Consider the following 12,397-nt stretch of genomic DNA (forward strand, 5'->3'; position numbering starts at 1 on the left):
TAGTATTGAGTTATCAGACTTGAAGCTGTCACTCAAGGGTGCCACAGTATCAAAGATATTTTGCGTCAAGGTTGCGAAATAACATCATGGTAAGGAATGATTAGAGGGGAATAACGCATGAGCAACGCATTTTTGCAGGCTATCAAGGTTCGCCGTTCTATCTACGCCATCGGTTCACACTTGCCGATTTCTGAAGACAAAATCACCGAGATCGTCAAGACGGCAGTCAAGCAGAGCCCGTCATCTTTCAACTCGCAAAGTTCTCGCGTCGTGATCCTGTTCGGCGCGCAGCATAAGAAACTGTGGGATATCGTCAAACATCAGCTCCAAAAAATCGTGCCTGCGGATGCTTTTGAATCCACCGAAAAAAAACTGGCCTCATTTGCTGCGGGCGCCGGAACTGTGCTGTTCTTTGAAGATACTGACGTGATCGAAACGTTGCAAAAGCAGTTTGCGCTTTATGCTGACAACTTCCCTATCTGGTCTGAACACGGCACCGGTATCGCGCAGTTCGCCGTCTGGACCGCACTGGCACAAGAGAACGTCGGTGCATCACTACAGCACTACAACCCGCTGATTGATGACGATGTGAAAAAAGCGTGGAATTTGCCTGCGCAGTGGAAACTGCGGGCGCAGTTACCGTTCGGTTCCATTGAGCAACCGGCCGGAGAGAAAACCTATATTGATGACGACACCCGTTTTCGCGTTTTCAAATAAGGCATAAACCACGCTGATTCAGAGGCCTATTTACGCCTCTGAATCAGCGTGGTGCAAACACCTCAATGGCTTTCTGTTCAATGGTGAAATGCGCCGGTGTGCGGCCAATCAGCTCACCGTCTGCATTGATATCGTGCGGTCGCCGGGTGTTAAGTATCAGCTCCGTCGTGGAAAAAGCCCGCACCTGACGCCAACGACCTTGAGTGCCACGGCGTAAAAATGGGATCAGCGCGATCATCTGCCACCAATGGTTCACTTCAAGGCTATAAACATCAAGCAGCCCATCATCCGGCGCAGCGCGTTGTTCTACCGTCATACCGCCACCATAAAAACGCCCGTTACCCACCGAGATTTGTAGCGTTCTGACACGTTCAGCCGCACCCTCATGGACAATTTCCGCACGGAAGGGCCGACTTTGGCGCAACAACTTACAGGCAGCCAGCGCATAACCGAGCGTTCCCCAGCGTTTTTTGGATTCAGCGGTCAGTTCACGCGCCAACACAGCGGAAAAGCCAATACTGGACACATTAAGGAACAGATGACCGTTCACCTTTCCTAAATCCACTGCCCGACGGTGGCCAGCAACGATAACCGAAATGGCGCTTTTCAGATCGAAAGGGATACCCAGCGTGCGAGCAAAATCATTGGCCGTGCCTAACGGTAGCACTCCCAGCGGCAACCCTGTCGCCACCAGGCCAGGCGCTGCCGCGTTCAGGCTGCCGTCGCCACCGCCGACGATGACCCTATCGACACGATCAGAATAATGCTCGATTAATTCGCTGTAGGTCATCGCCAGATCCGTGTTGGGAACGATCACCCGCAGTCCCTGCGCTGTTAGCTGAGCCAAGACCTCTTTGCGTGCACAGTCGCCCTTCCTTGATTTTTCATTAATCAACAGCAAGGCAGTGGCAGGTTGCTGTTGGCTTGTCATCATCGGCGGCATGATCGTTTTTCCCGTATGGCGTGCCCAAATAACCCTCGATTTAACCACAGGATAAATCGCTCACTCAAACACCCTTGCTGAAGGCGACAATAGTCTACAAAACATGACATTGAATGGCTTTCGACTTTCGCTTGAACTGCATCAGGGGAGTGCGCAACAGAAATGGCGCGCCCGTTTGCCGTTTTCTATGACGACTGCTTAACTTCAGTTAGCCGCATGTACCATCTTGATGCATAATCATCGACGTCCTTCACTCCCGCACAGAACACTACGAGGGTACAGCTTTGCGTGTAGATCTAATGACAAGCGCTGTATGGTTAAATAAAACACGAGCAGCCATGTTGTTCACTGTCATGCTACTGACCGCATTTCTGATCATCAGTTGGACCAGCTTTAAAGTGGCTCAACAATCGCTCGAGGCGGAGATCAAAGAAAATACCCTGCCGCTCACCAGTGACAATGTCTATTCAGAAATTCAGCAGGATCTGCTGCGCCCTATTTTTATCTCCTCGCTGATGGCGCACGATACCTTCGTGCGCGACTGGGTGTTGGATAATGAATCCGATCCACAAGCCATGATCCGCTATCTGCGCGAAATCGATAATCGCTTCGATACCATTTTTTCCTTTTTTATTTCTGACAAAACCAAACGGTATTACGATCCACAGCGGATTTTAAAAACCATGTCAGAGAATGTTGAAGAAGATCAGTGGTATTTTCAGGCGCGCGAACTCTCGGATGAGCATCCTTATCTGATTGAAGTGGGACACGATCCGGAAAAACGCGACCGCCTCGATATCTTTATCAATCACAAGGTCAAAGACTACAACGGTAATTTTATCGGGATTGCTGGCGTCGGAATTTCGGTCGAAAAGGTCAAACATCTGATAGAGAAATACCAGGAGCGCTATCGTCGTACCATCTATTTTACCGATAAGAGCGGTCAGGTGGTGTTACACGGTGCTGATTTTCGCAATGCGCTAAATATCCACCAGCAGCCAGAATTATCTGCCCTCGCGACAGCCATTTTGACCAATCCCGGCGGCAGCTATCAATATGATGACAACGGTCCAGTATTTCTCAATACGCGCCTGATTCCCGAATTTGACTGGTATTTGATGATCGAGCAGCGTAGCCACCCCAGTGAACATCGGCTGTGGATTACGTTGATGAAAAATCTGGGCGTCAGCCTAGCGGCAAGCCTGTTGTTTCTGTTTTTGCTGTGGTTAACCATCGGCGGCTATCAGCGTCGCCTCGAGCGTATGGCCACCACGGACAAGCTGACCGGGGTGATGAATCGTCAGGCGTTTGATTATTTTTTTAAACGCCTGCGCGCCATGCGCTTTACCCATCGCAAACCCATGTCGATCCTGATCCTGGATATCGACCATTTTAAACGGGTTAACGATGCCTACGGCCACGGTGTAGGTGATTTGGTGCTGCAAAATATTGCACAACTTCTGCTTCAAGCGATCCGTAGCTCCGATCAGGCGTGTCGCTGGGGGGGCGAGGAGTTTGTGGTGTTACTGGATGATTGCTCGCTGGAGAATGCGATGCAACGGGCTGATATTCTGCGCCGCGCCGTAGAAATTGCCGAAGTGTCATACCAGAAAGAAAAAATCCACATCACTGTCAGCATTGGCGTCACCCAGTATCGTGAAAATGAGAATCTGGACACCTTTATCAATCGCGCCGATATTGCGCTCTATCGCGCCAAACAGCTAGGTCGCAACCGGGTGGAAAGTGCGGACAATAACGTAGAGCGTCATCGCCGCACCCCATCGCTTTAAAGCTGCATACTGGTCAGCAGTACGGTCATGATAACAATGCTTATCATGATCGATGCCGAATTGGCAAAGCTGGCGACCACGGATAAATTGCCGCTAAAGCGCGACGTAAATATCGGTGACAACGAAGAGAGCGGCGCAAACACCACCACCGCTAACACCTGGCGGATCTCCAGCGGCAGGGGCGTGAAGAAATAGAACAAGCAGGCAAACGCCGCCGCCGAACCGTAGCGCAGCAACAGAATGGTCAACACGTGTTTCAACTGCGAGCGTTCGATATTGATCTCGAGCAGCATGCCGATAATCAGCATAGCGACAAACGGGTTGGCATTACCCAGTGTGGAAACCACCAAGGTTATCTGCGGCGGCAAATGCCAACCCATCAACGCGGCAATCATCAGGAACACATAGACATCAAACGGCACGGATGAAAACAAGCGTTTAATAATGTTGAGCCAGCCGGAACTTCTACCGGTTGCGGCCGACGCCGCCGCAAAGCTCCCCCCAGTGCAGATGACCGAGTTACCGGCATCAAACAGGCACGTCGCCACAATGCCAACCGGTCCGAGAAAACTCTGCACATAAGGCAGCGTAAAACAGCCAATGTTATAACCGGGCGAGTTGATCATGTAATACGCTTTCAACCCTTCTGGGCGACGGCGGCCAATCATATAGCCAATACCCAACAAAAGCAGATTACAGCCAAGCCCAAACGCCACCAGAATCAACAGCGAGTGATCGACCTGAAAGCTGGCAAAACCGGTGATAACGGCGGCTGGCAAGGTAAAATTCATCATCAGCTTGGACAATGCCGTTCCACTTTCCGGCTGCAGCACCCCACGCCGTTTTAATTGATAGCCAATGATAATAACCAGAATAAATGAAAACGCTTTTATCAGAACATCAACCATCTCTTATCCCCGAAAACAGACCGCACCGCATCAGCCTTGAGCAGGGTAAAATGCAGCAGCAGTGAAGGTGTAACAATACCATTCTCCGCTACGCCAGTAATGAGGGATATCATGACAATCGCCTTTTATGAGCACAAAAAGGCCAGAGACGTCAACGATCGGCATCACAACGATGCTAAAAGCAGCAAATGCTCTTTAATGAAACACCACGGCACGCCGTGGTGTTGGTAGAACACGCGCTGTGGGCACTCAGAGCGTTTCTGGTCGGGTCTGCACCCAGAATGCGTGAATCAATCCCGGAATATACCCCAGCAAAGTCAGTATGATATTAAGCAAAAACGCCAGCCCTACCCCTTTCCCTAATAACACACCCAACGGCGGAAGAAGAATGGTTAACACAATACGCCAGAACCCCATGATCACCTCCAGTCACCGTTACAAACCACGGGCTTAAACAATAATCCGGTGCTGCATGCCAGCGCATAACGATTTCCCGAACCGGCTGAACCATGTAATCCCGGGCATAAAGCGTCTTCACCCACTTTTTTCCCATCCAGACCCACTACCCGTGCTCCGATTGGCCGTTTGGAGGCATCCTCCGGGTTAGGAATAGAGACGACCGCATACTTGTCATAGGGCACGGCAACGCCGTGATGCGCGGCCACAACATTCACACTGGTTGCCGCCTTTTTGCCTTGAAGAACGGCTTGTTCATTGAACAACAGCGCATGGTTTTCGCCGTCAAACCACTGCGCCACATTGCCTTGGCGTTCCACGAAGTGTCCGGGTTTAGTGCCAGTAAATTCGACATTGAGCAACGCCGGTTCATCAACGTCAATATCCGCATGATCGCCGTGATCGTGGAAGGATATGCCCGATGAAAGGGCCGTTACGGTATTAGCGCTGCCCTGCACCGCAAAAACGACCGCACCACTCTCGCTACGGTATAACGCGGCCGGCCCTTTGACGGTAAAGGCATTTAGTTTGTCTCCGTCAAGTGCATCAATCACATTGATCACCGGTTTATTATGATCGGCGACGAATAAACGCCAGGCATTAACATCTTCAGCCAATGACGGTGCGGCAGTAAATCCCAGAAATATTGTTGAAATAGCTAATGATAAAAAGCGTTGTTTCATGGTTATCTCCCTGTTCATTTTCATAATTTTTAGCATGATAAATCTCACCAGACGTCGTGATGATTTATTGGACCTTTTGGTTTTCACTCAGCGCAGCAATTAGCGTATCGGCGTTGTGCTGCATCATATCGATATAGGTTGGGGCTGGGCCCGATGTGCCAGAGAGCGCATCTGAATACAGCACGCCAGCGAGGCTGAGCTCTGCTTCCGCAGCGATTTGCTCAACCAGACGCGAGTTTGCGATATTCTCGGCGAATACGGCGGCGGCGTTGTTCTTCTTTATCTCTCTGAGTATTCCAGCCACATCGGCGGCAGACGCTTCGGATGCGGTCGATACCCCTTGCGGTGATAAAAAATGAATGCCGTAGTCGCGTTCGAAATAACGGAATGCATTATGCCCCACCACCACCGTGCGTCTGTTTTCTGGAATGGACGTGATGCTGAATTGAATATGTTCATGTAATTGGGCTAGCCTGGCATCATATATTTTGGCGTTGGCCCGATAGCTATCACACCCAGGTTTATCCGCGATGCAAAAGGCATCAGTAATGTTTTTCACATAAACACGCGCATTGGCAATTGATTGCCAGGCATGGGGATCGAAAGGGGCGGCATGAAACACCGCTTTGCCATTGTAAAAATGGTAATGCCCCCCTGCAGGATCCTGAATAATATTCGCGCCCTGGGTGACTTCTATAATCTGCGCCGAGGTTTCACTCGCGGTAACCAGACGTTTGATAAAACCTTCAAGCTGCAAACCGTTGGTGAGAATGACATCGGCTTTGGACAGTGCAATAGCGTCTGCCGGAGAAGGTTCATACACGTGGGCATCACTGTCTGGCCCGACAATGGTGCGCAGTTCAATACGTTCTTTACCAATATTGCTGGCGATATCGCCAATAATAGAGAAACTGGCAATAACCTGTATTTTCGCATTAGCCGGTAAAGGTCCCCACGCAGCGATAAACATCAGTATCGCCACACTCCCACGTAAAAACTCAGTGAAACGCATAACCCTGAACTCCTTTCATGATTGCCCGTTATTCACTCGACGAAAAGTGATTCGGGTGATGACGTGACTATTTTTCAACACGACAATGGCGGCAGATAGCAGGTATAAAAATCCGCAGGCGAGAATAATGGTGGGGCCAGAAGGCAACGAAAAATGGAAAGAAAGTAGCAGACCGCTGACACAAGCGATGCTCCCCAGCAGCACGGCAAGCACGCACATCGCCAGCACTCTCCGGGCCCAGAAACGCGCCGTTACTGCGGGTAAAATCATGACCCCCACGGATAACAGCGTGCCTAACGCCTGATAGCCAGCAACCAGATTGAGCACAACAAGCATTAAAAACAGAAAATGGACCGTTGAACCCAAGCGCGACACCGAGCGTAAGAATAGCGGGTCCAAACATTCCGCAATCAGCGCACGCCAGAAAACAAACAGCGTTAACAGACTGAGCAGCGTTACCGACAAAATCAGCAACAGCGCGTCGTTCCCTAAGGCCAGCACCGTGCCAAACAGCACGTGCATCAAGTCAACGCTTGAACCGCGCAGCGACACGATGAGTACGCCGAACGCCAGTGAAATCAGGTAGAACGCGGCCATGGCGGCATCTTCTTTTTGAACCGTAAAACGCGATACCACACCCGCGCTCAACGCCACAATCACCCCGGCGATTGCGCCCCCCAACGTCATCGGAACAATATCCAGCCCAAACAACAGAAACCCGACTGCAGCCCCAGGCAAGATGGCATGTGACATCGCATCGCCCATCAGGCTCATGCGCCGTAAGGTCAAAAACACCCCCGCCGGGCAGGCACTACAACAAAGAAAAAGAGCACCAAACAGGGCACGCCGCATAAAACCAAATTCAACAAAGGGCACGACGAAAGCGGTATAAAGCCAGGCAATCATTGCATGCCCCCACTCGCTACGGCACACCGCGTGTCCGTTGATAATGATGACGCTAGCGTATCGAGTACGGCGGACGTCTTTCCCCAGGCCAGCAACTCGCCATCAACGACGATAGTTTCAGGAAAGTGGCATCTCACCAGGTTGAGATCGTGAATAACCACCAGCACCGTTCGGCCCTGCTGATGCCAGTGCTTGATGAGCGACAACATCATCCGCGTAGTTTCTGCATCGATGGCATTAAACGGTTCGTCGAGCAGGATGATGTGGGCATTTTGTACAATAACCCGCGCAAACAGCGCTCGTTGAAATTGTCCTCCCGACAAGACGGTCAGTGGTGTGTTTTCAAACCCCACCAAACCCACTGACGCTAATGCATCAGCCCTCCTTTGGCGCTCCTGAGCACGATGTCGACGGAGCAATCCCCTTTCAGACCACAGCCCTAATGCCACCAGATCGCCTACGCAAGCAGGAAAACTGCGATCCAATTCACTTGTTTGTGGCAAATAGGCAACACGCACACCCAAAGCCTTGGTGTGCGTGCCCGCCATCGGACGCAAAATACCGGCAATACCTTTGAGCAGCGTCGATTTCCCAGAACCGTTGGCCCCGATCAACGCCGTCAATGAGCCTGCCGCAATCGTGCCAGTGATACTTTTTATCGCGGGGTGACGGCCATACCCGAATGCCAATCCATTGAGCTGTAGCGAGGCATCAATCATGTCTGTCACATTCCATACAACCAGTTACGAATTGATACGTTATAACATAACAGTTAATGATTGGTAAATGAGAATAAATCCATTTTTACGTAGGGGTGTATCAGGCAGCGTGAAATCAGCTCATCGGGCACCGAATCACTGCATATGAACAACCGTGCGGGGCCAGGGGTCGGTAAAATCCCCTCCCTTCTTCCACCAGACAATCTCCTCTTCAGTAAGAAAGCACTGACGCAGCACGGTAGCAAACGTCTCTATTTCCGCTTTCTCGCCGATGATGGTTAAATCACAGCGTCGATCGCCAAATCGACCGGATGATGTGGCTAACTGCTGTTGAAGTGCCTGTCGCTCTTCTGCGGTCAGAGGGCTGTCCGTGTGTTCAAGCACACCTGATTTCCAATAACTAATGAACGCCAGACTGATGCTGCCAGCCGCCTGATTCCATAACAATGCAAGATCGTCCCTTCCCGGCAACCAAAAAAAACCTTTACTCCGATATACCCCGCTCCCCATATGGTGGTGGTAAGCATCCCACAAGCGCTGAGGGTGGAAAGGACGTTCATCCTGAATAACACATGAGGAGAGCGCGGAGTGCGATGCCGGCGAACAGACGGTACCAATGTCTTCCGTTAATTCGTCGATCAATCGCGCGACGCGGTGAAAGTCGTAAGGGGGTAACGCCAACACTGCTTCCAGATCAAGGTTTCCCCACGGCACAGCAACAATGCCCACCTCAGGGTTCAATGGGTGAATAGCAGTGCCAATGTCGGCGAGTGTCTCGCGCGGTAATCTGTCATGTTTGGTCAAAATCATCTGGTTACAGAACATAAGTTGCTCTGCCAACAGGTTGACCACACTCCTCTTTCCCTGCTCCAGATGTTGTTGCAAGGCAGTGATAAGGCCATACCCATCGTCATAATCCTCATGGAGCATCACCGCATCCACCAGCGACAGGAAGGCGTGCAGACAAACCTGCGGATGATCACGAAAATAGCGCACCAACGGAAGAGGATGACTGCTGCCTGAAGTCTCAAGCAAGATAAAATCAGGCGTGTTACCACTTCCCATTTCGTTACTCAACAAGCGCGTGATGGCGCTATCAAGTTTGGTAATCCCCATGTCGCTACTGATATTATCAGCAGCGATGCTGACCATATTTTGGCGCTGAGGCGAAACAATTTCCGTATTTGCGATCAGCACACCATCAACATCCAACTCACTCATATCGTTAACAATCACCGCAACGGAATAGCCCCGTTGATGGGATTGAACCAGTAAACTTTTTAGTAATGTGGTTTTCCCTGCGCCGAGAAAACCATTGAGAATAATCAGCGGTATTCGTTTACCGCCCTTCATCGTTGATACTGTATCCGACATAGCCCTACCCTATTCTCACACTGTCATTTCCTGATGCAGACCACACCCAGTCAACACTGTCGTGACCGTCAAATCGATTTATGATGTTATAACATAACAATTTTGATTTTAAGAGAAGCATTAGCATGGCGCTGAAACAATGACAACAAGAGAAAGGGTAGAAAACTCAGGGAATAAGCCTTCGTTTCAGGTGGTATTTTTGTCTTAATGGGAAAGGGTAGAATAGGTTCCAGCAAGTACAGTACATAAGCTGAATTTTTTCTCGGATTTGCTCAGCGGGATTTTAATCACAGAAGGGAATGGCTATAACTGTTTGAATATGTGGCGGAGAGGGAGGGATTTGAACCCTCGGTAGAGTTGCCCCTACTCCGGTTTTCGAGACCGGTCCATTCAGCCGCTCTGGCACCTCTCCGTTTAAGTGGTTGCTATCATGCCCTGTTTTACGGCATTTTAACAGCAGATATCCTTGCCTTTGTATTCAAGTGACGACTTAGCGAGCAACACGACGATGAAATGGCCATGGAAAACACAGCACGCACCGGAAAGCACACCCATTCAGTGGCAAGATGCGCTTGCCATTCCGCTGTTGGCACCGTTAAGCGATAGCGAGCAACAGCGACTTATCCTGCTTGCCAGTGATTTATTACATCAAAAACGCATCATTCCCTTACAGGGACTGACGCTAACGTCCGTTATGGAGCAGCGAATCGCACTGCTGTTTTGCTTGCCCGTGCTCAATCTCGGCATTGAATGGCTAAACGGTTTCCATGAAGTGTTAATCTATCCCGGCCCTTTCATTGTTAATGATGAATGGCAGGATGATATAGGTCTGGTGCACGCGGGGCCGGTGGTGCAATCCGGCCAAAGTTGGGATCAGGGCCCCATCATATTGAACTGGCAAGAAGTGCAGGACAGTTTTGATTTATCGGGGTTCAATCTGGTCATTCATGAGGTCACTCACAAGCTGGATATCCGTAATGGCGGTGAAGCCACCGGTATTCCACCGATTCCCTTACGCGATGTGGTGGAGTGGGAAACGCAGTTACACGCGGCCATGGAAGCACTGCAAGATGAAATCGATCAAGTTGGAGAGGATGCCGCCAGCATGGATCCTTACGCAGCCCAAGATCCGACGGAATGCTTTGCGGTGCTCTCTGAATATTTCTTCAGTGCACCAGAGCTTCTTTTCGACCGTTTTCCTACGCTTTATGGCTGTTTTAGTCACTTCTACCAGCAAGATCCCCTGGCGCGTTTAAAATCCTGGCAGCAGGCCAACCAGCGAGCCCCCGTGCTCTATTGACGAAGAATTGGCCTCAACTGTACACAGCCTAAGCAAACAGACGATACGGGCGAATTTACCGTTGACAGCCTGCCAGCCGACCGATAATATTCGCCCCGCTTACGCAATTCCTCTGTAGTTCAGTCGGTAGAACGGCGGACTGTTAATCCGTATGTCACTGGTTCGAGTCCAGTCAGAGGAGCCAAATTCTTGTTTTCATGCCGCTTTGCGAATCCTTATATGATTCGGATTCAATGAGTTAGCGTGAAAAGTCTTCCCGATGCATTTTCAGTTTTCCCTCCGCATCGGGAGAATTTGGTGGTCAGATTTGGGGTCAAGTTGGTTCGATGACGGAGTGACCCCCAAATGTCTCTTAACGACTCAAAAATCCGCAACTTAAAACCATCCGCAAAACCCTTCAAAGTTTCCGATTCTCACGGTCTGTATTTACTCGTCAATCCCAACGGTTCACGCAACTGGTATCTCAAATATCGCATCAAGGGTAAAGAATCCCGTCTCAGTCTGGGTGCCTATCCGCTGATCACCCTTGCCGAGGCACGGCAGCAGAGTGAAACCATCCGCAAGCAGTTGGCGAACAACATCAACCCGATGCAGCAACGCATCGCTGAAAAGGCTGCCAGTTCCCCTGAAAAATGCTTTAAAACCGTCGCACTCAGCTGGCATGGCAGCAACAAGGCCTGGTCAGAAAGCCACGCCGCCCGGCTGCTTTCCAGCATGAACAACCATCTCTTTCCGGCGATTGGCAACATGCTCGTGACGGAGTTAAAAACACAGCATTTCACCGCTCTGCTTAAAGGTATCGAAGCAAAAGGGCTACTGGAAGTTGCGTCCCGCTCCCGGCAGTATCTGTGCAACATCATGCGCTACGCCGTACAACGGGGGCTGATAGAAAACAATACGGCGCTGAATCTGGAAGGAGTCACCGCACCGCCGGTTAAACGTCATTATCCTGCCCTTGCGCTTGAGCGCCTTCCTGAGTTGCTGGCTCGCATTAACGATTACACCAAGGGAAGGCAACTGACCCGATTAGCGGTGATGCTCACCCTGCATCTGTTTATCCGCTCCAGTGAGTTGCGCTTTGCCCGTTGGGGTGAGTTTGATTTCAAGAACAAGATATGGACCATTCCCGCCACCCGGGAGGCCATTACTAACGTACGCTACTCCGGGCGCGGAGCAAAAATGTGCACCCCGCACCTCGTTCCTCTTTCCCAACAGGCCGTAGCTATTCTGAAACAGATACAAGATATCTCCGGCCATCAGGAATTGGTATTCCCTGGCGATCATAACCCGACCAAACCAATGAGTGAAAACACGGTTAACAGGGCATTGCGGTTAATGGGGTATGACACCAAAAATGATGTGTGTGGTCATGGATTCCGCGCGATGGCATGCAGTGCTCTGATGGAGTCAGAACTCTGGTCGCGGGATGCCGTCGAGCGCCAAATGAGCCATCAGGAGCGTAACAGCGTGCGGGCGGCCTATGTTCATAAAGCGGAGCACCTTCATGCCCGAATTGCGATGATGCAGTGGTGGTCGGATTATCTGGATGTGAACCGTGAGGGGTACGTTGCGCCGTATATTTATGCGAG

The 12,397-nt window shown here is 50.7% G+C and carries 12 protein-coding genes and 2 tRNA genes; 5 read left to right on the plus strand and 9 right to left on the minus strand.

The features are described 5' to 3' along the window. Nucleotides 1-117: 117 nt before the first annotated feature. A complete protein-coding gene (locus J5224_RS19150) occupies nt 118-717 on the plus strand; it encodes a nitroreductase family protein (protein WP_264626870.1) in 600 nt (199 codons plus the stop codon). A 43-nt stretch (nt 718-760) separates the two neighbouring features. On the opposite strand, the gene J5224_RS19155 is transcribed toward J5224_RS19150, so the two are convergent. Further along, nucleotides 761-1,651, minus strand: a complete 891-nt coding sequence (locus J5224_RS19155) for a lipid kinase (protein WP_413544699.1) — start codon at nt 1,649-1,651, stop codon at nt 761-763. A 347-nt stretch (nt 1,652-1,998) separates the two neighbouring features. Here J5224_RS19155 and J5224_RS19160 point away from each other — a divergent pair, with 347 nt between their 5' ends. Continuing rightward, nucleotides 1,999-3,450, plus strand: a complete 1,452-nt coding sequence (locus tag J5224_RS19160; RefSeq protein ID WP_413544700.1) for a diguanylate cyclase — start codon at nt 1,999-2,001, stop codon at nt 3,448-3,450. Here J5224_RS19160 and J5224_RS19165 read toward each other — a convergent pair. From J5224_RS19165 to J5224_RS19200, 8 genes are all read right to left on the minus strand, one after another. Then, nucleotides 3,447-4,358: an AEC family transporter gene (locus J5224_RS19165; RefSeq protein ID WP_264626872.1), complete on the minus strand. Its 912-nt coding sequence runs from the start codon at nt 4,356-4,358 to the stop codon at nt 3,447-3,449. The two genes, J5224_RS19160 and J5224_RS19165, sit on opposite strands and share 4 nt — an antisense overlap. Before the next feature lie 249 nt (nt 4,359-4,607). After that, nucleotides 4,608-4,775 (minus strand): YqaE/Pmp3 family membrane protein, encoded by a 168-nt coding sequence (locus tag J5224_RS19170; RefSeq protein ID WP_195315423.1) that lies wholly within the window; start codon nt 4,773-4,775, stop codon nt 4,608-4,610. A 2-nt stretch (nt 4,776-4,777) separates the two neighbouring features. Then, a complete protein-coding gene (locus J5224_RS19175; RefSeq protein ID WP_264626873.1) occupies nt 4,778-5,533 on the minus strand; it encodes a hypothetical protein in 756 nt (251 codons plus the stop codon). Between the two features lie 28 nt (nt 5,534-5,561). Further along, the gene (aztC, locus tag J5224_RS19180; protein WP_264626880.1) at nt 5,562-6,467 is read right to left on the minus strand and encodes a zinc ABC transporter substrate-binding protein AztC; all 906 of its coding nucleotides are present in this window, start codon (nt 6,465-6,467) and stop codon (nt 5,562-5,564) included. A 57-nt stretch (nt 6,468-6,524) separates the two neighbouring features. Next, entirely contained in the window at nt 6,525-7,412 is an 888-nt protein-coding gene (aztB, locus tag J5224_RS19185) for a zinc ABC transporter permease AztB (RefSeq protein ID WP_264626881.1), read from the minus strand. Further along, nucleotides 7,412-8,134: a zinc ABC transporter ATP-binding protein AztA gene (gene aztA, locus J5224_RS19190; RefSeq protein ID WP_264626874.1), complete on the minus strand. Its 723-nt coding sequence runs from the start codon at nt 8,132-8,134 to the stop codon at nt 7,412-7,414. The genes aztB and aztA overlap by 1 nt, the downstream gene beginning before the upstream one ends. Nucleotides 8,135-8,269: 135 nt before the next feature. Then, a complete protein-coding gene (locus J5224_RS19195) occupies nt 8,270-9,508 on the minus strand; it encodes a CobW family GTP-binding protein (protein ID WP_264626875.1) in 1,239 nt (412 codons plus the stop codon). 322 nt (nt 9,509-9,830) lie between these two features. Next, nucleotides 9,831-9,920 (minus strand) — tRNA-Ser (locus J5224_RS19200). Nucleotides 9,921-10,016: 96 nt separating this feature from the next. Between J5224_RS19200 and mtfA the strand changes: the two genes are divergently transcribed. The 3 genes from mtfA to J5224_RS19215 all read left to right on the plus strand — a co-directional run. Further along, nucleotides 10,017-10,808: a DgsA anti-repressor MtfA gene (mtfA, locus tag J5224_RS19205; RefSeq protein WP_264626876.1), complete on the plus strand. Its 792-nt coding sequence runs from the start codon at nt 10,017-10,019 to the stop codon at nt 10,806-10,808. A 108-nt stretch (nt 10,809-10,916) separates the two neighbouring features. Continuing rightward, nucleotides 10,917-10,992: transfer RNA gene (locus tag J5224_RS19210), tRNA-Asn, on the plus strand. 161 nt (nt 10,993-11,153) lie between these two features. Further along, nucleotides 11,154-12,397 (plus strand): tyrosine-type recombinase/integrase (locus tag J5224_RS19215; RefSeq protein ID WP_264626877.1); only part of this gene is annotated, 1,244 nt, incomplete at its 3' end.

The sequence above is a fragment of the Candidatus Symbiopectobacterium sp. NZEC135 genome (assembly GCF_025962695.1).

Coding starts and splice junctions, on each gene's coding strand:
- J5224_RS19160 (WP_413544700.1), top strand. CDS start 1,999: ATGTTGTTCACTGTCATGCTACTGACCGCATTTCTGATCATCAGTTGG.
- J5224_RS19170 (WP_195315423.1), bottom strand. CDS start 4,775: ATGGGGTTCTGGCGTATTGTGTTAACCATTCTTCTTCCGCCGTTGGGT.
- J5224_RS19165 (WP_264626872.1), bottom strand. CDS start 4,358: ATGGTTGATGTTCTGATAAAAGCGTTTTCATTTATTCTGGTTATTATC.
- J5224_RS19150 (WP_264626870.1), top strand. CDS start 118: ATGAGCAACGCATTTTTGCAGGCTATCAAGGTTCGCCGTTCTATCTAC.
- aztA (WP_264626874.1), bottom strand. CDS start 8,134: ATGATTGATGCCTCGCTACAGCTCAATGGATTGGCATTCGGGTATGGC.
- J5224_RS19195 (WP_264626875.1), bottom strand. CDS start 9,508: ATGTCGGATACAGTATCAACGATGAAGGGCGGTAAACGAATACCGCTG.
- aztC (WP_264626880.1), bottom strand. CDS start 6,467: ATGTTTATCGCTGCGTGGGGACCTTTACCGGCTAATGCGAAAATACAG.
- J5224_RS19175 (WP_264626873.1), bottom strand. CDS start 5,533: ATGCTAAAAATTATGAAAATGAACAGGGAGATAACCATGAAACAACGC.
- mtfA (WP_264626876.1), top strand. CDS start 10,017: ATGAAATGGCCATGGAAAACACAGCACGCACCGGAAAGCACACCCATT.
- J5224_RS19155 (WP_413544699.1), bottom strand. CDS start 1,651: ATGATGACAAGCCAACAGCAACCTGCCACTGCCTTGCTGTTGATTAAT.